The organism is Microbacterium sp. SZ1, from assembly GCF_002362255.1.
GTDB lineage: Bacteria > Actinomycetota > Actinomycetes > Actinomycetales > Microbacteriaceae > Microbacterium.
Genome location: NZ_LPVV01000012.1, coordinates 1 through 19,646 on the forward strand (window position 1 = coordinate 1; position 19,646 = coordinate 19,646).

A 19,646-nucleotide genomic window follows, 5' to 3' on the forward strand; every position below is an offset into this window, starting at 1 on the left:
CGGCCTCGATCGCCGCGCGCAGCTTGCGCGCCACCGGCGGTTCTATGGTCGAAGAGGGGCTCTTGACGAACTCTCCGAGTTCCTTGAGCTTCGCAAGTGCGACCTTGCTGTCGACGCCGAATTCAGCGGCGATCTCATGTACGCGTGGTTTACCAGCCACAATTCTCCTGTCTGGGGTCGGTCTGCCCAGACAGGGCAGACCACTAGTCGCGGACGGGTCTCATTTCGAGCCGTTCACTTTGTTTCCATAGCTGTTCAGCCTTTGTTTCTCGATGGTCTGCGTGTCCAGGTGGCCGGACACGCGCAGTGCTCGTCCGAAAGCACGTCGCCGGAGTGCGGCATCCATGCATTCCTGCGTCGGATGCACCCACGCGCCTCGCCCCGGCAGCACAGCACGCTCATCGATGACGAGGGTGTCGTTCTGGGACACCACCCTGAGAAGGGCGGAGCGGGGAGCACGCGTGCGGCAACCGACGCACGTTCGTACGGGTTCCATCTTACACCTGTGTTCCCGCCCTGATCGCGCCGGAGGCGCGAGTCGGGCGTGCGGCCGGGGTCAATCCAGGACGCTGTCCGGCTGGATGTCGATCTTCGCGCCGGTGAGCTTGGCGGCGAGTCGGGCGTTCTGCCCCTCCTTGCCGATCGCGAGCGACAGCTGGTAATCGGGGACGAGCGCGCGGACGGCCTTCGTACCCGCGTCGAGGATGAACGAGCTGGTGACCTTGGCCGGCGACAGCGCATTCGCGACGAAGGCCGCGAGCTCGGGGTTGTAGTCGACGATGTCGATCTTCTCTCCCGCAAGCTCCTCGGTGACGGCGCGGACGCGGCGTCCCAGCTCGCCGATGCAGGCGCCCTTCGCGTTGATGGACGGATCGTTCGCCTTGACGGCGATCTTCGTGCGGTGGCCGGCCTCGCGGGCGAGCGAGACGATCTCGACGAGGCCCGCGGCGATCTCGGGCACCTCGAGCGCGAAGAGCTTGCGGACGAGACCGGGGTGAGTGCGCGAGACCGTGATCTGCGGCCCTTTGAGGCCCTTCGCGACGCTGGTGACGTAGACGCGCAGACGCGAACCGTGGGTGTACTCCTCGCCGGGCACCTGCTCCTCGGGCGGGAGGATGGCCTCGACCGAACCGAGGTCGACGTGGATCATTCGCGGGTTCGGCCCCTGCTGGATCACGCCGGCGACGATGTCGCCCTCCTTGCCGCGGAACTCGCCGAGGACGGCGTCGTCGGCGATGTCGCGGAGGCGCTGGCTGATGACCTGCTTGGCGGCGAAGGCGGCGATGCGCCCGAAGTCGTCCGGCGTGGTCTCCTCCTCGCCGATGACCGCACCCTCGTCGTCCTTGACGACCTGCAGCACGGCCACGTGGCCCGTGCGGCGGTCGAGTTCGACCCGCACGCCCTCGGGCGTCGTCCCGTCAGCGGAGACGTGCTTGGCGTAGGCGGTCAGGATGGCCTGTTCGATGATCGCGACGAGTTCGTCGAAGGGGATCGCCTTCTCCTTCTCGATCCCACGCAGCAGGCTCAGTTCGATATCCATGACGACTCCCTATTCAGCTCTCGTCGCACCGGTTCGCCCGCGCGACATCCGTACCACGATACCCTGACCCCACCGCCCCATGCCACGGCGGCGACCGCGCCGGCGCGGTGCACGATGCGCAGGAGGATCAGTGAGCACGTACGACACCATCGTGATCGGGGCCGGGATGTCCGGCTCGACGGCGGCGCGGATGCTGGTCGACGAGGGGCGGCGGGTGCTCGTCCTCGAGGCGCGGGACCGCATCGGCGGACGGATGCACACTGACCGCTCGGCCGGCTTCCCCGTCGACCTGGGCGCCTCCTGGATACACGGCATCGACGACTCGCCGTTGTGGGACCTCGTGCAGGCCCTCGACATCCCGACCGTCGAGTACACCGTGGGGAGCTTCCAGGTCGGCGGGCGGCCGATCGAGAACTTCTCCGACGAGGGCACGCCGATGGATGCCGCGGCGACCGCGCAGTGGATCGCCGACGTCGACGAGGCCGACCGGCTCCTCGTCGAGGAGATCGCCGCCTCTTCATCCGGCGACACCTACCTCGACGTCACGGAGCGGGCGCTCGATCGCTCCGGCTTCACCCCGCAACGCATCGACGAGGTGCGCGAGTTCTTCCGGCATCGCGTGGAGGAGCAGTGCGGCGCGTGGATCGGCGACCTCGACGCGCACGGCCTCGACGAGGACGCGATCGACGGCGACGAGGTCATCTTCCCCCGTGGTTACGACGAACTGCCCCGGCGCATCGCAGCCGGGCTCGACGTCCGACTCGACACCTCGGTGACGCACGTCTCCCGAACACCTGACGGAGCCGTCGTGACGACCGCGGACGGCGAAGAATACGAAGCGCGCTCAGTGGTCGTCACCGTGCCCCTCGGAGTGCTCAAGGCGGGCGTGATCGACTTCGCCCCTCCCCTGCCCGACTCGATCGCCGGACCGATCGCCCGCCTCGGGATGGGCGTCTTCAACAAGATCTTCCTGCAGTTCCCGGACAGGTTCTGGGCCGAGGACAGCTATGTGCTGCGCGCTCTCGGCGAGGCCGGGGAGCACTGGCACTCCTGGTACGACGTCTCCGACGTGAGCGGCATCCCCACGCTGCTGACGTTCGCAGCGGGTCCGTTCGGCAGACGGATGCAGGAGCTCTCCGACGACGAGATCGTGGCGGATGCTCTCGATTCACTGCGGCGTCTGTACCCGGGTGCCGCGGAGCCGACCGCACAGTGGATCACCCGATGGGGACAGGACCCGTTCTCCGTCGGGTCGTACTCTCACCTTGCGGTCGGATCCTCGCACCACGATCACGACCAGCTCGCCGGCCCCGTGGACGGCGTACTGCACTTCGCGGGCGAGGCGACCTGGGGCGACGAGCCGGCAACCGTCGGGGCGGCGTTCTACTCCGGGCACCGGGCGGCAGAGCGGATCCTCGGGGCTCCGGTCGACCTCATCGCCTTCGCGGCGCGGATCAGCGCTCGGGAGCGGTCGACAGGGAGTTGATCGCCCCGATCAGCCGGAACAGGTTACCGACCTGACGCTGATCGAGGTGCAGGGCGAGTCGCGGCAGCTGGAGCACATCGTCGTCGGTCACCTCCGGAGAGCGCGGCGATGTCCGCTCGATCCGCCCGCGCGACAGCATCCCGCCGAAGCGATCGTTGAGGTCGTCGATCTCGGCGTCCGTCGGCTCGGCCCGGAGCCGAAGCACGAGAGTGTCGCCGATCCACCGCAGCGAGTCGTAGTTGCGCCAGAATCCGGCGATCTCGGCGACAGCGGCATCCACGGAATCGGTGACGACGACCCGGTCGAAGTCGCCCTGGGAGATCACCCCGGTCGGCTCGAGGGTCTCGTCGATGAAACGGCGCAGGCCGTCCCAGAACGTGCCGCCCTTCTCATCGAGAAGCACGATCGGGGTCGGCTCCGCCTTCCCAGTCTGCTGCAGGGTCAGGAGCTCGAACATCTCGTCCAGCGTGCCGAAGCCCCCGGGCAGGCAGATGAACCCGCTGGACTCCTTGATCAGCATGAGCTTGCGCGTGAAGAAGTACTTCATCGCGACGACGTGGTCGCTCCCCGCCACGAGGATGTTCGCCTTCTCCTCGAAGGGCAGCCGGATCGACACCCCGAGCGACAGCGCCGGTCCCGCGCCCTCCGCCGCCGCCTGCATGATCCCCGGGCCGGCTCCTGTGACGACCATCCACCCGTCCGCTGCGAGCGCCGCCGCGACGTCGCGGGCCTGCACGTACAGCGGGTCGTCGTGCCGTGTGCGCGCCGACCCGAACACCGTGACTTTCGGCACCCCGCGGAACGGAGCGAACAGACGGAAAGCGTCGCGCATCTCCGCGAGTGCCGCGGACGCGATCTTGAGGTCGAGGCGCTCGGTGTCGTCCTCGCCGAGCTGGATCGCCGTGCGCATCATCCGCATCACGAGTCGACGATCGGTGAGCACGCCCGCTTCGTCGAGCACGGCGTTGATCTCGGCGCTCAGCGCGTCGGGCAGCTGTTCGTCGGTCATGCCCCCAGCCTGTCACGCCGCGGCGGGTCACAGCTCCGCCACACCGCCGAGCATCGGTCGTTCACCGCGCGGATGCCGAGGGAGCCGCATCCGATCCGGACGCGGCTCCCTCGTTCGACGGATGTCAGACGGCGGTCAGACGGGCGACTGCATCGGCGATCGAGACCGCGTCACGCTCGCCCGTGCGGCGGTCCCAGAGCTCGACCTGGCCCTCGGCGGCGCCGCGTCCGACGATCACGATCTTCGGGACGCCGACGAGCTCGGCATCGCCGAACTTCACGCCGGGCGACACCTTGGGGCGGTCGTCGTAGAGCACGTCGAGTCCGGCGGACTCGAGCTGAGCCGAGATGTCGGCCGCGACGTCGAACGCGACCTGGTCGCGGCCTGCGGCGACGACCTGCACGTCGAAAGGAGCGACCGACGCCGGCCAGATGAGTCCCTTGTCGTCGTTGTTCAGCTCGGCGATGATCGCGAGGATCCGGGTGACGCCGATGCCGTATGACCCCATCGTGACCGTGACGAGTTTGCCGTTCTCGTCGAGCACCTTGAGGCCGAGGGCCTCGGCGTACTTGCGACCGAGCTGGAACACGTGTCCGATCTCCATGCCGCGAGCGAGCTCCACGGGACCGGAGCCGTCGGGCGCGGGGTCGCCCGCGCGCACGTTCGCGATCTCGACGATGCCGTCGGCCTCGAAGTCGCGGCCGGCGACGACCGAGTGCGCGTGCTTCTGGTCGATGTTCGCGCCGGTGATCCAGCTCGTGCCCTCGCTCACGCGCGGGTCCACGAGGTAGCGGATGCCGGTGGCGGACTCCTCGCCCAGCACGGCACCGGTCTCGGACCAGGGTCCGATGTAGCCCTTGACGAGGAGCGGGTTGTTCTCGAAGTCGTCCGTCGTCGCCGTCTCGACCTCCGCCGGAGCGAACGCCACCTCGGCGCGCTTCTCATCGACCTCCCGGTCGCCGGGGATGCCGACGACGACGAGTTCACGCGTGCCGTCGAGGTGGGTGAGCGCGAGCACGACGTTCTTCAGCGTGTCGGCGGCGGTGTACTCGCCGTCGAGGTGCGCGTTCGCGTGTGCGACGAGCGTCTCGATCGTCGGCGTGTCGGGCGAGTCGAAGATCACGGGGGCCGCATCCGCATCGAAGGCGACGGGCGCAGGCACGGAGGTGGTGAACGCCTCGACGTTCGCGGCATAGCCGCCGGCGCTGCGCACGAACGTGTCCTCGCCGACCGGAGTCGGGTGCAGGAACTCCTCGCTGCGCGACCCGCCCATCGCCCCGGCATCCGCCTGCACGATGGCGTACTCGAGACCGAGGCGCTGGAAGATGCGCTCGTAGGCGTCGCGCTGCGCCTGGTAGCTGGCGTCGAGCCCGGCATCCGAGGAGTCGAAGGAGTAGGCGTCCTTCATCGTGAACTCGCGGCCGCGGAGCAGCCCTGCGCGAGGGCGCGCCTCATCCCGGTACTTGTCCTGGATCTGGTAGATCGTCAGCGGCAGATCCTTGTACGACGAGTACAGGTCCTTCACCAGGAGGGTGAAGGCCTCCTCGTGCGTCGGCGCGAGCAGGTAGTCGCCGCCCTTGCGGTCCTGGAGGCGGAAGAGCAGATCGCCGTACTCCTCCCAGCGACCGGTCGCCTCGTAGGCCTCGCGCGGCATGAGCGCCGGGAAGTGGACCTCCTGCGCACCGGCCGCGGCCATCTCCTCGCGGACGACCTTCTCGATCCGCGCCTTCACCCGGAGTCCGAGCGGCAGCCACGCGAAGATGCCTGCGGCCTGCGGGCGGATGTACCCCGCACGGATCAGGAGCTTGTGGCTCGCGACCTCTGCGCCTGCAGGGTCTTCACGGAGCGTGCGGAGGAAGAAGTTGGAGAGACGAGTGACCACGGGGCAAGTCTAGTGACCGGCGGCCACTCGTCCCCTCCGGCGTCAGTTGAGGGCGGGGAGGCCCTGAGGGATCACACCGCCCGCGTAGAGGTTCGCGGCCAGCTCCTGCACGGCGGTCAGTGCGACGCGCTGCGGCAGGGGTCCGTAGGAGATGCGGGCGACTCCGAGCTTCTCGTACTCCGACGCGGCGAGCGCTCCGGGAAGACCGATCACGCTGACCTTGCCCTCACCGATTCCCTCGACGAGCTGACGGGTGACCGCTGCGTCCAGCATGCCGGGGACGAACACCGCGGTCGCACCCGCGTCGATGAACGCGCGTCCGCGCTGGATGGCGTCGGCGACGCTCTCGGCGACCGGACGGTGCCCTGCCCGCACGAAGGCGTCGGTGCGGGCGTTGAGAGCGAACGGGACGCCCTCGGCCTCTGCGGCCCTGACGATCGACTCGACGACCGCGACAGACTCGTCGAACGGCTTGAGGCGGTCCTCGACGTTCGCCCCGACGACGCCCGCCTGGATCGCGAGTCGGGTGGTCTCCCCCGCGTCCTCGTAGCCGTCGTCCAGGTCGGCCGTGACCGGGACGGAGACGGATGCCGCGATGCGCCCCACCATGTCGATCATGACGTCGCGCGGGATGGTGCCGTCTTCGTAGCCGAACGATGCGGCGATCCCGTGACCGGCGGTCGCGATCGCCGTGGTCTCGGGAAGGGCGGCGACGGCGCGCGCGGAGACGACATCCCACACGTTCACCACGCGGAGGATCTCGGGGGCTTCGTACAGTCCGATGAGGGTCTTGGCCTTGGCAGCAGTGGTCATGCCTCCACGCTAACGGTGCTCCGGCGGTGCGGGGTCGGCTGCGCGGTCGCAGACGCCTCGTGTTGGCGTCGTACCTGGTGGATACCGGTACTCCGATACACGCGTCCCGCACCTGAGATTTCCGGTTTGATCTGGGCCTCGAATGTCGGTGGTGCGTGATGGGATCGAGACATGCCCGCCCTCCTCGACGCCGCCCCCGAGCAGCTCAACGCACTCGGTGCCGTCACCGACATGCTCGTCTCGGTCGAGCGCACGATCGCTTCATTGCTCGCCGCCCATGACGGCTTGTTGGCGCTGGGAAACCGGATCGCTCTCGAGACCGCCGAGGAAGCGCGGACCGATGAGAGTTCACCCTACCTCGGCCACGATGGTGCGGACCTCGCGGTGCGCGCGGTGGCGGCGGAGTTCGGCGCAGCGTTGCGCATGAGCGATCGCACGGTGCAGCGGCGCATGGCGGATGCGGACCTCCTCGTCACTCTCTTTCCGGCCGTGTGGCGAGCGCAGGGAGCCGGCGACATCTCCCCCGCGCACGCCCGCGTGATCGTCGACGTCGGGATGAGCCTGGAAGGGGAAGCGGAACGAGATGCGTATACGGCAGAGATCCTGGAGCACGCGGCGGTGGAATCTCCGAACCGCCTGCGACGCCGCGCACGACGGATCGCGGAGCGCCATCAACGGCGCACGATCGACGAGCGACACCGCGCAGCGCGCGCCGACCGGGCCGTGTGGGTGAAGGATCTCGACGACGGGATGGCGGAACTCGGGCTGCGCGGGCCGTCGGCGCTGGTGCACGGAGCGTTCGATCGGCTCTCGAGCATGGCGAAGGCCGCACGCGATCAGATATCGGTCTCCGGCGAGCATGCGGCGGTTCCGACGAGCGCGACCGCGGCGCCGGAGGAACGGATCCCCGACACCGAGGTCGCCCCCGATACGAGAACGCTTGCGCAGGCCCGGAGCGATCTCGCCCTGGACCTGCTTCTGACTGGAGCCCCGTTCGGACACGACGATGATGACGGCCGGCTGGCCGCGATCCGCGGTTCCGTGTCCATCACCGTGCCGGTGCTCACTCTCATGGGCAGCACCACGACCCCTGCCGAGATCGACGGTCACGCTCCGATCGACGCCGACACCGCCCGGCAGCTCGCGGGCTCCGCGCCCGGTTGGGATCGCGTGCTCACGCATCCCGTGACGGATGCCGTGCTGGCCGTCGATCGCTACCGTCCCTCACCCGATCTGAAACGCCTCGTGCGCGCTCGAGATCAGCGTTGCCGTTTCCCCTGCTGCGGGTTGCCCGCCCGAGACTGCGATCTCGATCACACTCGGGACCACGCGCTCGGCGGCGACACCTCCACCGACAACCTCGCGGCACTGTGTCGGCGCCACCACGTGCTGAAGCACCACAGCCCATGGCATGTAGAGAATCTGGGCGGTGGTTTCCATTCGTGGATGAGCCCCACGGGGCGTGTGTACGTCGATGCTCCCCCGGAGGCGAACGCGGCGCCGATACCGAGGGATGCCGCCCCTCCGTTCTGACCTCGCTGCTCCCGAGCTTTTGAGCAACCCGCGGTTCACGGTCGGCTGCAGAGGCGTGCGCGCGACTCATCCAGGTCGAGACCCACCGGAACGGGGGAGCGTGTCGGGTCCTCCGCCTAGGGTGGGTGCATGCCCCAGCGTCGCTCTCATGTCGCCCCCTCCGCCGCGCAGACCGAGCTCGCCTCCGCGCTGGCAGCGCTGCGCGAATCGGTCGACGCTCCCGTGGATTTCCCCGACGCGGTCGTCGCCGAGGCGGAAGCGGCGACGGCCCCGACGCCCGCGCTCGATCTGCGCGACGTTCCTTTCGCCACGCTCGACCCTGAGGGCTCCCGCGACCTGGATCAGGCGTTCCGTCTCGAGCGTCGCGGCTCCGGCTACGCCGTGCGATACGCGATCGCCGATGTCCCGGGTTTCGTGAAACCGGGCGGCGAGGTGGACGCGGAAGCGCGACGCCGCGGTCAGACGCTCTACGCGGCGGACGGGTCGATCCCGCTGCATCCGCGAGTGCTCAGCGAGGACCGCTCGTCGCTCCTCCCCGACGTGGATCGTCCCGCCCTCGTGTGGACCTTCGACCTCGACGCGACGGGGCTCGTCGAGCGGTTCCGACTCGAGCGCGCGCTCATCCGGTCACGCGCCCAACTCGACTACGTCACGGCCCAGGACGCGATCGATCGCGGGGAGGGCGGTCTCGCCGAGCTTCTTCCCGAGATCGGCGCGCTGCGCATCGACCAGGAGCGACTGCGCGGCGGCGCCAGCCTGAACCTCCCCGACGAGGAAGTCGTCCGCACAGCCGACGGCGGCTACGCCATCGAACGACGTCATCCGCTGCCCGTCGAGGAGTGGAACGCGCAGCTCTCACTCATGACAGGCATGGCCGCAGCATCCCTCATGATCGACGCGAAGCTCGGCATCCTGCGCACGATGCCGCAGCCCGACGAAGCCGCGTTCGCTGCCTTCCGCCTGCAGACCGAGGCGCTCGGTCGCCCGTGGACGACCGGACGGTACGGCGACTATCTGCGCGATCTGGATCGCTCCGACCCGCTCACGCTGCCCGTCCTCCAGGCGGCTGCGACACTCTTCCGCGGTGCGGGTTATGTGACGTTCGACGGAACCGTACCGTCCGAGACGGAGCAGGCCGCGATCGCCGCCCCGTACGCACATGCCACCGCGCCACTTCGTCGGCTGGTCGACCGCTGGTCGCTGGCCATCTGTCTGGCCGTCTCCGAGGGAAAGGAGGTCCCGGCATGGGTAAGAGAGTCGTTGGCCGGGATCCCGGACCTCATGCAGGCGTCAGGGCAGCGGGCGTCGAAGCTCGACTCCCTGACGGTGAACTGCGTCGAGGCAGCACTGCTCACGCCGCTCATCGGCACGGCCGTCGATGCGACCGTGATCGAGGCGCGCGGCGAGCGCGGCACGGTGCAGATCGCGGACCCGGCTGTCACGGCATCCGCACCGATCCCCGTGGGGACGGAGCCCGGCAGGGTCGTGACCCTCCAGATCGTCAGCGCCGACATCGCGACCGGCTCGGTCGAGTTCGCACTCTGACGTAACCCCGACGTCACGACAGGTGCGCTCGTGCGCTGAGGCTCAGGCGGCGACGGCGCTGGTGGTCATCACGAGGAGCTGCGGGTCCGACAGGTCGAGCGACACGGAGATGCTCGCGAATTCGGCGAGAGATCGCGCGTGGGTTCCTCCACACAGTATGTCGGCCGTCCCCTCGGGGAGCTCACAGTGCCAGGTGCGCCGGTCGACGATCGTCGGCCCGTCGGGGACGACGCGGCTGACAGCGCCCGAAGCGACCCACTCGGCCAGGCGGGCGTTGATCGCGGCCTCCCGGTCGCCGAGCGTGGCGGAGAACGTCTCGGTGTCGAAACCCGCGCGACGAAGGCTCTTGCCGAGCCGGTACTCGTCGACCGCACCGTCTTCGCCGATGCGGCTCGTCTGATTGGCCCGGCCTTCGAAGTCGGGATTCCCGAGCGCATCCGCGCCCGGGTCTTTCCGCCAGAGATCGGCGAGAGCGAGATCGAGGGCGAGCGAGGCAAGATGGCACGCCGTGTGCCCGCGACTCAACCCGGCGCGGCGCACCGGATCGACCACGAGCTCGACGCGCGCTCCCTCCGCGAGCCACGCCGGTGCATCGCCGTCGAGTCGGTGCCCCACCAGCCAGGTCCAGCCCTCGGCGCCACGCTTCACCGGGATGTCGGTGCCGACGGCGAACTCACCCTCGTCGGAGACGGCGGCCATGACCGCCTCGATGACGCGGACCGACTGACCGTCGTACCTGATCTCGCCGGTGTCTCCGGGCTGATCGGGCCACGTGTGGTCGACCGGGTGGAACGGCGTCTCATCGGCGACCACGACCGGGCCGCCGGATAAGGCCTCAACGAGCCGAACCGTTCCTGCGCCCTCGAGCGCACCGTGCGCGAAGGTGACTCGCGTGGCCGGGACGGCCGCCGTCACGCGGTCACGACCTGCGCGGTGCCGAGCGGTGCATCGGGACCCATCTCCGCGGCGATGCGGTTCGCCTCCTCGATGAGCGTCGCGACGATGTCGGCCTCCGGGACCGTCTTGATGACCTCGCCCTTGACGAAGATCTGTCCCTTGCCGTTGCCCGACGCGACGCCGAGATCGGCCTCGCGCGCCTCGCCCGGTCCGTTCACGACGCAGCCCATCACGGCGACGCGCAGCGGCACGGTCATCTCCTTGAGTCCCTCGGTCACATCTTCAGCGAGCGTGTAGACATCGACCTGGGCACGACCGCAGGAGGGGCACGACACGATCTCGAGCTTGCGCTCGCGCAGGTTCAGAGACTGCAGGATCTGGTGCCCGACCTTCACCTCTTCGGCCGGCGGGGCGGACAGGGAGACGCGGATCGTGTCGCCGATGCCCTCGCCCAGCAGGATGCCGAAGGCCGTGGCGCTCTTGATCGTGCCCTGGAACGCGGGCCCCGCCTCGGTGACGCCGAGGTGCAGCGGCCAGTCGCCCCGCTCGGCGAGCTGACGATAGGCCTTCACCATGACGATCGGATCGTTGTGCTTGACCGAGATCTTGAAGTCGTGGAAGTCGTGCTCCTCGAAGAGAGACGCCTCCCAGACGGCGCTCTCGACGAGCGCCTCAGGGGTGGCCTTGCCGTACTTCTCGAGCAGGCGACGGTCGAGCGAGCCCGCGTTGACGCCGATGCGCAGCGAGACGCCTGCATCCTTCGCGGCCTTGGCGATCTCGCCGACCTGGTCGTCGAACTTCCGGATGTTACCGGGGTTGACACGCACGGCGGCGCATCCGGCGTCGATGGCCTGGAAGACGTACTTCGGCTGGAAGTGGATGTCGGCGATGACCGGGATCTGGCTCTTCTTCGCGATGATGTGCAGCACGTCGGCGTCGTCCTGCGACGGCACGGCCACGCGCACGATCTCGCAGCCGGATGCCGTGAGCTCGGCGATCTGCTGCAGCGTCCCGTTGATGTCGGTGGTCTTCGTCGTGGTCATCGACTGGACGCTCACGGGGGCGTCACCGCCGACGAGCACCTTGCCCACCTTGATCTGGCGCGACTTGCGACGAGGGGCGAGGACTTCAGGGACCTTCGGCATCCCGAGATTGACTGCTGGCACGCTCCCAGCCTACGCCGCCTGGATGCACGCGGGCTGGATGCCGCACGCACGTCACGCGCCCGATCTCGACGGCACCGGTGTGGTAGTTTCGCCCCTATGCTCGCGAACTTCACCTGGTGGCCCGCCTCCTAGGCGGTGTGTTCGCGTTCCCACGAATCCAGACCGCCTCCGGGGCGGTCTTTTCGTTGAGCCGAGCCGGAGCCACGCACAGGAGACCCCGATGACCCTCACCCGCCTCGCCGAGCTCACCGCCGACCCGGAGGCATCGTTCGTGCTGATCGCGCGCGACGGCGCCGACAGCGTCGAGCTGCTCACCGGTCAGGTCGTCGACGTCGACCTGCTGGCAGACATCCCGCTCACGATCGAGGGCGTTCCCCGCGAGATATTCTCGCTCGTCCCGTACCGCCAGGTGCGCGAGCGCGGTTTCGTCGCGCAGGACGACGGTGCCCCGTTGCGGTGCATCGTCGTCGACGAGCACGTGCATCTGCCCACCGGGGAGGTGCTGACATCTCTGCCGAACGAGGCCGTGCCGCTGCGCGACGGCGGCTTCGACATCAGCGACGAGCGCTACGCCGAGATCGTGAAGACGGTGATCGCCGAGGAGATCGGCCGCGGCGAGGGCGCCAACTTCGTCATCCGCCGTGACTACACCGCCGAGATCGACGTCGACGACCGCACCGCTGCGCTCACCTGGTTCCGCGCGCTGCTCACCCATGAGCGCGGCGCGTACTGGACGTTCGCCGTCGTGACGCCCGGCCGCATCGCGGTCGGTGCCAGCCCGGAGGCGCACGTGGTCGCCCGCGAGGGCGTCGTCACCATGAACCCGATCTCAGGGACGTTCCGCCACCCCGCCGGAGGCGCCACCCGCGAGACACTCACCGATTTCCTCTCCTCCACGAAGGAGACCGAGGAACTGTTCATGGTCGTCGACGAAGAGCTCAAGATGATGAGCGCGGTCTGCTCCGACGGCGGCCGCATCACGGGCCCGCACCTCAAGGAGATGTCGCGGCTCACGCATACCGAGTACATGCTGCGCGGACGCAGTCGTCTCGACCCGCGCGACATCCTCCGCGAGACGATGTTCGCGCCGACGGTCACGGGTTCGCCGATGCAGAACGCGTGCGCCGTGATCCGCCGGCACGAGACCAAACCGCGCGGCTACTACTCGGGCGTCGCCGCACTCTTCACCCCGAACGCCGACGGCGGTCACGACCTCGATGCGCCCATCCTGATCCGCACCGTGTACGTGCAGAACGGCGCGCTCAGCGTGCCGGTCGGCGCGACACTCGTGCGCCACTCCGACCCGCACGGCGAGGTCTCGGAGACGCACGGCAAGGCCGCAGGCGTGCTCGGCGCGATCGGGGCGATCGACCGCGACACCGCCGCCGAGGCCCGCGAGGACGCGGACGAGCCGGGCGAGAGACGCGCACTCGCCGACGACCCCACCATCGCCGCCCTGCTGTCCTCTCGGAACGCGCGTCTCGCGGACTTCTGGATGAATCCGCAGGGCGAGGACTTCTCCGGTCCCTTCACCGGACGCAGCGCGCTGGTCGTCGATGCCGAGGACCGGTTCACGACCATGCTCGCCCACCAGCTCCGACACCTCGGGCTGGAGGTGTCGATCGCGCCGTGGAACTCCGTGGAGGACGCCGCGGTCGAGGCCGCCGACCTCGTCGTCGCCGGCCCGGGGCCGGGCGACCCCCGCGAGGGCGACAACCCACGCATCGCCCGGATGCGTGAGGTCGTCGCTCGCCGCCTCGAGGCGCACCGTCCCCTCCTGGCGGTGTGCCTGAGCCATCAGATCCTCGCCGATCGGCTGGGCATCGACCTCGCCCCGCTGGCCGCGCCGCACCAGGGGCTGCAGAAGTCCGTCCCCGTCTTCGGAGAGGACGCGTCGATCGGGTTCTACAACACCTTCACGGCGCGCGTGCAGCCCGGCACGACGACCGTGGCGGACGCCGACGTCTCGGCCGATCCGCAGAGCGGCGACGTCTACGCGCTGCGCGGCGACGGCTTCGCCTCGGTGCAGGGGCACCTCGAGTCGATCCTGTCTCGCGACGGCATCCGCACGCTGCACCGCTTGGTCGAGCACGCCGTCGACTGAGGACGGCTCGCCTGCGCTCAGCCGCCGAGCAGCTTGACCGGGTTGAAGAGGTCGGCGACGAGCAGCAGCGCACCCATGGCGATCAACAATGTCGCCACCACCACCGTGAGCGGCACCAGCCGCGTCGCATCGACGGGCGCCGGCGGCGGGCGGCGGAACAGCCGGGCCCATGCCCGGCGGATGCCGTCCCACAGCGCGACGACGATGTGACCACCGTCGAGCGGGAGCAGCGGGATCAGGTTGAAGACGAAGAGCGCCACGTTCAGCGAGCCCAGAAGACCGAGCAGCACAGAGAAGCGGTTGAGGATCGGGGCGTCCGTCGCGGCCACCTCGCCGGCGATACGGCCGACCCCGACGACGCTGAGCGGGCCGTTGGGATCGCGTTCGCCGCCGGTGACGAGCGAGACGCCGACGTCCCACAGCCTGACGGGCAGGGTGAGGATCATCGAACCGACGCGCGCGACGGTGTCGCCCGCCATCTCAGGGCCGGCGAGGAGCGGCTGCTGCACGAACCCCATCTGCGCGGCCATGCCGACGTAGCCGACCTCCTTGATCACGGGCTTCCCGGCGTCGTCGAGCAGAGGCTGTCCGCTCGCGTCCGTGAGGGTGCGCTCCGCCTCGACGGGGGTGATGCTCAGCGTCTCGTCCGCGCCATCACGGCGCACGACGAGCTCGAGGGTCTCACCCGGAGCCGCCTGCACGATCGCGGTCGCCTCGGCGAAGGTCGAGACGGGCCGACCGTCGATGGACACGAGCACGTCGCCGGGCTTGATGCCCGCCTCGGCCGCCGGGGTCGCCGGGTCGCCGGGCGCGCACTCCGTCGCGCTGGAGCCGGCGGGAAGCACGCACTCGTTCACCGAGGCGATCATGGTGGTGCCCTGCTGCACGCCGATTCCGGCGACGAGGATCGTGAAGATGACGACCGCGAGCAGAAGGTTCATGAGGGGACCGCCCAGCATGACGATCACGCGCTTCCACACCGGCAGGCGATAGAAGACGCGGTCCTCCGCGCCTTCGGCGATGGTCTCGTCGTTGGCCGAGCGCGCGTCCTGCACCAGTGCGCGGAAGACGCCCTTGGCCGGACCGGCGGTGGTGGATGCCGGGTACATTCCCGACATCGAGATGAAGCCGCCGAGCGGGAGCATCTTGAAGCCGTACTCCGTCTCACCGATCCGCTTGGACCACAGCCGCGGGCCGAAGCCGATCATGTACTGGCCGACGCGCACACCGAACAGCTTCGCCGGGACGAGGTGTCCGATTTCGTGCAGGCCGATCGACAGCCCGAGGCCGATCAGCATGAACACGATGCCGGCCAGATACAGCAGTGCTTCCACTCCCCCACGCTACTGCCGCCCGCCTAGGAATCCGCCCACACATCGCCGGGACGATCAGCAAGCGCGAGGGCGTGTTCCGGTTAGTGTTGATCTGTGACGACCCGGCAGCTGCGACTCCTCCGCGCTGCCGCGGCGACCTCGGTGGCCACGCTTCTGGCGGCCGTCTCGCACACCGTGGCCGGCGGTGCGGCACCGCATCCGCTGCTGATCGTCGCCGTTGCCGCGCTGCTGATGCCCCCGGCCGCGTTGCTGGTCGGCATCCGTCCCTCCCTGACGCGACTCGCTGCGACCGTCCTCGTGAGCCAGGCGGCGTTCCACTCGGTGTTCCAGGCGCTCGGCGCGCCGACAGCCGATGCATCCGTGCTCGGGCATGCGCATCATCTCGACCTCTCGTCTCTCGGCCCCGTCGCCGAGGTCAACGCCCCCGACGCCCTGATGATCGCTGCGCACGTCGTCGCTGCTGCACTGACCACCGCCCTGCTCTGGCGCGGGGAATCCGTTGCGCGCCGTATCGCGCGCTGGGTGCTCGCCCGCCTGCGGCTCGCCGTCACGTCGGCGCCCGCTACCCACCGCCTGCCGGCGCGACCGGTGGCTGATGCGCCGCTCGCCGCATCCGACGCGGCCTTGCGGCCCCTCTCCCGTCGCGGGCCACCGCTGAACGCCTGATACCCACCTTCCCTCGCTTCGCCCTCTGCTGAGGCGACCCCTTTTCCGCGACCGCGCGCGTCTGTCGCGCCCGCACATGAATCATCAGGAGTATCCGCATGCGTTCTTCCATCACGCCCTCTTCGTCCATCACCCGTCGCCGCATTCCGCGCCGAACCCTCGCCGCCGGTGTCGCCGCCGGAGCCGTCCTCGCGATCGGCGTGCCCGCCATGGCCAGCGCACACGTCACCGTCAGTCCAGACGAACTCGCCGCCGGAGACCACGGCGTGCTCACCTTCGCGTTCTCCCATGGGTGCGAGGACTCGCCGACCAGGTCGCTGCGCATCACGATGCCCGACGGCCTCGCCTCGGTCGCCCCGACCGTCGACAGCGACTGGACCATCGACGTCGAACGCGGAGACGACGGCCTCGTGAGCGCCGTCACGTACACCGCGGTGACGCCGGTGCCCAACGGTCTCCGCGGAGCTGTGAGCATGGGTATCGGCCTCGACGAGGACAGCCCCGAGACACTCGCCTTCCCTGTCGTGCAGACCTGCGAGACCGGTAGCACGGAGTGGACGCAGCTCGCCGAGGACGGCGAGGATCCGCACAGCCTCGACGCGCCGGCGCCGGTCGTGCACGTGGGTGCCGCGAGCGGCGAGCACGCCGAGCACGGCACCGCGACCGACGAGGAGGATGCTGCGTCGGATGCCGACAACGCCGCTGCCGCGGCATCCGATCCCACGGGCATCGTCCTCGGTTCGGCCGGGCTCGTCGCGGGACTCGCCGCGCTCGTGGTCTCGGTGCTGGCCTACCGACGCAAGGTCTGATGCGTCCTGTGCGCCCCCTCGGCGGCATCCGCGAGGGGGCGCACTCCGGCGTCCGCTCACCGCGCCGCACCCGGGGTCGGCGGGCGAGCCGTGAGATCATGGACGCGACATGTCGATTGAACAACAACCGAGCCTGCCTCCCGTGCTCCGCCCCGCCAACCCGCCCCGGCGTGAGCTGTCCGAACTCGCTTCCCGTTTCGCCGAGGAGGTGCACGGCGACCCCGACGGTGTGACCCTGACGGGGATCACCCTGGCCACGGCCGACCTTCGCCCCGGCGAGGCGTTCGTCGCGATCCAGGGCGTGAACCGCCACGGCGCCGAGTTCGCCGAGACCGCCGCGCAGAAAGGCGCCGTCGCGATCATCACCGACGCCGCCGGCGCCGACATCTCGGCATCCGCAGGACTCCCCGTGCTCGTGGTCGCGGATCCGCGCGGCATCCTCGGCGATCTCAGCGCCTGGGTCTACGGCACCGGTGCCGGCGACCCGCTCCCCCTCCTCTTCGGAACCACAGGGACCAACGGCAAGACGAGCGTCTCGCACCTGCTGGAGGGCATCCTCGATCAGCTCGGCGTCGTCACGGGCCTGTCGTCGACGGCCGAACGCCACATAGCCGGGGAGGTCATCGTCTCCCGGCTCACGACTCCCGAGGCATCAGAGATGCACGCCCTGCTCGCCCTCATGCGCGAGCGGCATGTGGAGGCCGTCGCCGTCGAGGTCAGCGCTCAGGCGCTCTCGCGGCACCGCGTCGACGGCATCCGCTTCGACGTCGCCGGGTTCACCAACCTCAGCCACGACCATCTCGACGACTACGCCGACATGGAGGAGTACTTCGAGGCGAAGCTCCCCCTCTTCCGCCCCGACCGCGCCGTGCGCGGCGTCGTCTGCATCGACTCCCCCTCGGGAGCGACCGTCGTCGAGCGTGCGGAGATCCCCGTCATCACCGTCGGAACCCCGGCGATCGCCGCGGATCCCTCCTCGTCGGCCCGCGCCGACTGGGTCGTGTCCGTCGACGATGAGCGCGCCTCCGGCACGACGTTCAGGATGACGGGACCTGCGGGCACCCTCACGACGACAGTGCCGGTGATCGGTCCGCACATGGCCGCGAACGCGGCGCTGGCGATCGTGATGCTGCTCGAGGGCGGATACGCCTGGGACCGCATCGTCGCCGCTCTCGATCGCGACGGCGGCATCCGGGCGCACCTCCCCGGGCGCACCCAGCTCGTCTCCGGCGAACGGGGTCCGGCCGTCTTCGTCGACTTCGGACACTCGCCTGACGCGTTCGAGAAGACTCTCGCCGCCGTGCGTCGCGTAACTCCGGGCAGGGTGCTGATGCTGTTCGGCGCCGACGGCGACCGCGACGCGAGCAAGCGCTACGACATGGCCCGCACCGCCGTCGAAGGCAGCGACATCCTCGTCGTGACGGATCACCACCCCCGCTTCGAGGACCCCGACTCGATCAGGGCCACCCTCGTCGCCGGCGCTCGAGCCGCGCGACCTGAGGCTGAGATCCACGAGTACTCGCCGCCCGAGCGCGCCATCGAGGCGGCCGTGGCGATGGTGGGCGAGGGCGACGCGATCCTCTGGGCAGGACCGGGGCATCAGGATTACCGCGACATCCGCGGCGTCCGCACGCCGTACTCCGCCCGCGAGCTCGCGCGACGTGCCCTCAAGGCCGCCGGCTGGCCGGTGCCGGACTCTGCGTGGCCGGTGCCGTACCCCGCCGAGGACTGACCCCACCTCGACGCCGAACGGTCAGGCGCGCGCGATCAGCGCGTCGGCCGTACGGCGCGCCCACGATTCCGCCTCGTCCAGCGACTCGATCGTGAGCGATGTCGGGGGCTCGTGGGCGTCGACGACGCGGGAGATCGTGTCGACGATGCCGAGGAACGTCAGCCGCCCCTCGTGGAACGCCGTCACGGCCTGCTCGTTCGCCGCGTTGTAGACGGCGGGGAACGTCGCGCCGGCGCGACCGACGGCCTTCGCGAGATCGACCGAGGGGAACGCCTCGTCGTCGAGCGGCTCGAAGGTCCACGATGCGGCCTTCGTCCAGTCGAGCGGGCGGCCGACGCCCCCGACGCGGTTCGGCCAGTCGAGACCGAGCGAGATGGGCAGCCGCATGTCGGGCGGCGAGGCCTGCGCGATCGTCGATCCGTCGATGAACTCGACCATCGAATGCACGATCGACTGGGGGTGCACGACGACCTCGATGTCGTCGTAGTCGACGTCGAAGAGGAGATGCGCCTCGATGACCTCGAGGCCCTTGTTCACGAGGGTGGCGGAGTTGGTCGTCACCATGCGGCCCATGTCCCACGTGGGGTGCGCCAGAGCCTCCTGCGGGGTGACGTCCGTCATCTCCGCACGGGTGCGACCGCGGAAAGGACCGCCGGATGCCGTGACGACGAGTCGTCGGACCTCGTCGTGCGTACCGCTTCTCAGAGCCTGCGCGATCGCGGAGTGCTCGGAGTCGACCGGCACGATCTGGTCCCGTGCGGCGGCGGCGAGCACGAGCTCCCCACCCACGATGAGCGACTCCTTGTTCGCGAGCGCCAAGGTGCGTCCCGCCTCGAGCGCGGCGAGGGTCGGTCCGAGCCCGATCGAGCCGGTGATCGCGTTGAGGACCACGTCGGCGTCGACATCGCGCACGAGCTGCTCGGCCTCGGTCGCGCCGAGAGCGGTGTCCTCGACCTGGAAGGCGGCGGCCTGCTCGGCCATGAGCTCGGAGTTCGAGCCCGCAGCGAGCCCGACCAGTTCGAAGCGTCGCGGGTTTGCCCGGATGACGTCGAGCGCCTGCGTGCCGATGGAACCGGTGGAGCCTAGGACGATGATGCGACGCATGGAGCCAGCCTATGGCACCGCCTCGG

The 19,646-nt window shown here is 69.6% G+C and carries 17 protein-coding genes; 7 read left to right on the forward strand and 10 right to left on the reverse strand.

The genetic code is table 11. The features are described 5' to 3' along the window. From AUC47_RS07725 to nusA, 3 genes are all read right to left on the reverse strand, one after another. Window positions 1-160 (reverse strand): translation initiation factor IF-2 N-terminal domain-containing protein (locus AUC47_RS07725; protein WP_143740713.1); only part of this gene is annotated, 160 nt, incomplete at its 3' end. Between the two features lie 60 nt (window positions 161-220). Beyond that, window positions 221-430, reverse strand: a complete 210-nt coding sequence (locus AUC47_RS07730) for a YlxR family protein (RefSeq protein ID WP_251585567.1) — start codon at window positions 428-430, stop codon at window positions 221-223. A gap of 126 nt (window positions 431-556) precedes the next feature. Beyond that, window positions 557-1,540 carry a transcription termination factor NusA gene (gene nusA / locus AUC47_RS07735; protein WP_096714643.1) on the reverse strand — a complete coding sequence of 328 codons (984 nt, stop codon included), beginning with the start codon at window positions 1,538-1,540 and terminating at the stop codon, window positions 557-559. Window positions 1,541-1,670: 130 nt separating this feature from the next. Between nusA and AUC47_RS07740 the strand changes: the two genes are divergently transcribed. Next, window positions 1,671-3,026, forward strand: coding sequence for a flavin monoamine oxidase family protein (locus AUC47_RS07740; RefSeq protein ID WP_096714644.1), 1,356 nt, complete (start codon window positions 1,671-1,673; stop codon window positions 3,024-3,026). Here the strand turns inward: AUC47_RS07740 and AUC47_RS07745 are convergent. The 3 genes from AUC47_RS07745 to AUC47_RS07755 form a co-directional block, all read right to left on the reverse strand. Next, the gene (locus AUC47_RS07745; protein WP_096714645.1) at window positions 2,995-4,035 is read right to left on the reverse strand and encodes a TIGR00730 family Rossman fold protein; all 1,041 of its coding nucleotides are present in this window, start codon (window positions 4,033-4,035) and stop codon (window positions 2,995-2,997) included. The two genes, AUC47_RS07740 and AUC47_RS07745, sit on opposite strands and share 32 nt — an antisense overlap. A 124-nt stretch (window positions 4,036-4,159) precedes the next feature. Next, entirely contained in the window at window positions 4,160-5,917 is a 1,758-nt protein-coding gene (locus AUC47_RS07750) for a proline--tRNA ligase (RefSeq protein WP_096714646.1), read from the reverse strand. A gap of 42 nt (window positions 5,918-5,959) precedes the next feature. After that, window positions 5,960-6,730 carry an isocitrate lyase/PEP mutase family protein gene (locus AUC47_RS07755; RefSeq protein ID WP_096714647.1) on the reverse strand — a complete coding sequence of 257 codons (771 nt, stop codon included), beginning with the start codon at window positions 6,728-6,730 and terminating at the stop codon, window positions 5,960-5,962. Between the two features lie 171 nt (window positions 6,731-6,901). Between AUC47_RS07755 and AUC47_RS07760 the strand changes: the two genes are divergently transcribed. Together AUC47_RS07760 and AUC47_RS07765 are read left to right on the forward strand one after the other, a co-directional pair. Beyond that, window positions 6,902-8,263, forward strand: coding sequence for an HNH endonuclease signature motif containing protein (locus AUC47_RS07760; protein ID WP_096714648.1), 1,362 nt, complete (start codon window positions 6,902-6,904; stop codon window positions 8,261-8,263). Window positions 8,264-8,392: 129 nt separating this feature from the next. Beyond that, window positions 8,393-9,808 (forward strand): RNB domain-containing ribonuclease, encoded by a 1,416-nt coding sequence (locus AUC47_RS07765; protein ID WP_096714649.1) that lies wholly within the window; start codon window positions 8,393-8,395, stop codon window positions 9,806-9,808. A 42-nt stretch (window positions 9,809-9,850) separates the two neighbouring features. Here AUC47_RS07765 and AUC47_RS07770 read toward each other — a convergent pair whose 3' ends face one another. Together AUC47_RS07770 and ispG are read right to left on the reverse strand one after the other, a co-directional pair. Beyond that, window positions 9,851-10,723, reverse strand: a complete 873-nt coding sequence (locus AUC47_RS07770) for a hypothetical protein (RefSeq protein WP_096714650.1) — start codon at window positions 10,721-10,723, stop codon at window positions 9,851-9,853. Then, window positions 10,720-11,850, reverse strand: coding sequence for a flavodoxin-dependent (E)-4-hydroxy-3-methylbut-2-enyl-diphosphate synthase (gene ispG / locus AUC47_RS07775; protein ID WP_096714651.1), 1,131 nt, complete (start codon window positions 11,848-11,850; stop codon window positions 10,720-10,722). The genes AUC47_RS07770 and ispG overlap by 4 nt, the downstream gene beginning before the upstream one ends. Window positions 11,851-12,091: 241 nt before the next feature. Between ispG and AUC47_RS07780 the strand changes: the two genes are divergently transcribed. Beyond that, window positions 12,092-13,975, forward strand: a complete 1,884-nt coding sequence (locus AUC47_RS07780) for a chorismate-binding protein (protein WP_096714652.1) — start codon at window positions 12,092-12,094, stop codon at window positions 13,973-13,975. A 17-nt stretch (window positions 13,976-13,992) separates the two neighbouring features. Here the strand turns inward: AUC47_RS07780 and AUC47_RS07785 are convergent, their stop codons facing one another. Then, window positions 13,993-15,309, reverse strand: coding sequence for a M50 family metallopeptidase (locus AUC47_RS07785; RefSeq protein WP_096714653.1), 1,317 nt, complete (start codon window positions 15,307-15,309; stop codon window positions 13,993-13,995). A gap of 93 nt (window positions 15,310-15,402) precedes the next feature. Here AUC47_RS07785 and AUC47_RS07790 point away from each other — a divergent pair, with 93 nt between their 5' ends. The 3 genes from AUC47_RS07790 to AUC47_RS07800 all read left to right on the forward strand — a co-directional run bounded on the left by AUC47_RS07790 (window position 15,403) and on the right by AUC47_RS07800 (window position 18,516). Beyond that, window positions 15,403-15,975, forward strand: coding sequence for a hypothetical protein (locus AUC47_RS07790; RefSeq protein ID WP_096714654.1), 573 nt, complete (start codon window positions 15,403-15,405; stop codon window positions 15,973-15,975). A 98-nt stretch (window positions 15,976-16,073) separates the two neighbouring features. Continuing rightward, on the forward strand, window positions 16,074-16,784 hold the full coding sequence (locus tag AUC47_RS07795; RefSeq protein ID WP_096714655.1) for a YcnI family copper-binding membrane protein: 711 nt from the start codon (window positions 16,074-16,076) through the stop codon (window positions 16,782-16,784). Window positions 16,785-16,893: 109 nt separating this feature from the next. After that, the gene (locus AUC47_RS07800) at window positions 16,894-18,516 is read left to right on the forward strand and encodes a Mur ligase family protein (RefSeq protein ID WP_179297559.1); all 1,623 of its coding nucleotides are present in this window, start codon (window positions 16,894-16,896) and stop codon (window positions 18,514-18,516) included. Window positions 18,517-18,537: 21 nt separating this feature from the next. On the opposite strand, the gene dxr is transcribed toward AUC47_RS07800, so the two are convergent. After that, the gene (dxr, locus tag AUC47_RS07805) at window positions 18,538-19,620 is read right to left on the reverse strand and encodes a 1-deoxy-D-xylulose-5-phosphate reductoisomerase (protein ID WP_096714657.1); all 1,083 of its coding nucleotides are present in this window, start codon (window positions 19,618-19,620) and stop codon (window positions 18,538-18,540) included. Window positions 19,621-19,646 lie beyond the last annotated feature (26 nt).

Coding starts and splice junctions, on each gene's coding strand:
- nusA (WP_096714643.1), bottom strand. CDS start 1,540: ATGGATATCGAACTGAGCCTGCTGCGTGGGATCGAGAAGGAGAAGGCG.
- AUC47_RS07745 (WP_096714645.1), bottom strand. CDS start 4,035: ATGACCGACGAACAGCTGCCCGACGCGCTGAGCGCCGAGATCAACGCC.
- AUC47_RS07755 (WP_096714647.1), bottom strand. CDS start 6,730: ATGACCACTGCTGCCAAGGCCAAGACCCTCATCGGACTGTACGAAGCC.
- AUC47_RS07760 (WP_096714648.1), top strand. CDS start 6,902: ATGCCCGCCCTCCTCGACGCCGCCCCCGAGCAGCTCAACGCACTCGGT.
- AUC47_RS07765 (WP_096714649.1), top strand. CDS start 8,393: ATGCCCCAGCGTCGCTCTCATGTCGCCCCCTCCGCCGCGCAGACCGAG.
- ispG (WP_096714651.1), bottom strand. CDS start 11,850: ATGCCGAAGGTCCCTGAAGTCCTCGCCCCTCGTCGCAAGTCGCGCCAG.
- AUC47_RS07780 (WP_096714652.1), top strand. CDS start 12,092: ATGACCCTCACCCGCCTCGCCGAGCTCACCGCCGACCCGGAGGCATCG.
- AUC47_RS07795 (WP_096714655.1), top strand. CDS start 16,074: ATGCGTTCTTCCATCACGCCCTCTTCGTCCATCACCCGTCGCCGCATT.
- AUC47_RS07800 (WP_179297559.1), top strand. CDS start 16,894: ATGTCGATTGAACAACAACCGAGCCTGCCTCCCGTGCTCCGCCCCGCC.
- dxr (WP_096714657.1), bottom strand. CDS start 19,620: ATGCGTCGCATCATCGTCCTAGGCTCCACCGGTTCCATCGGCACGCAG.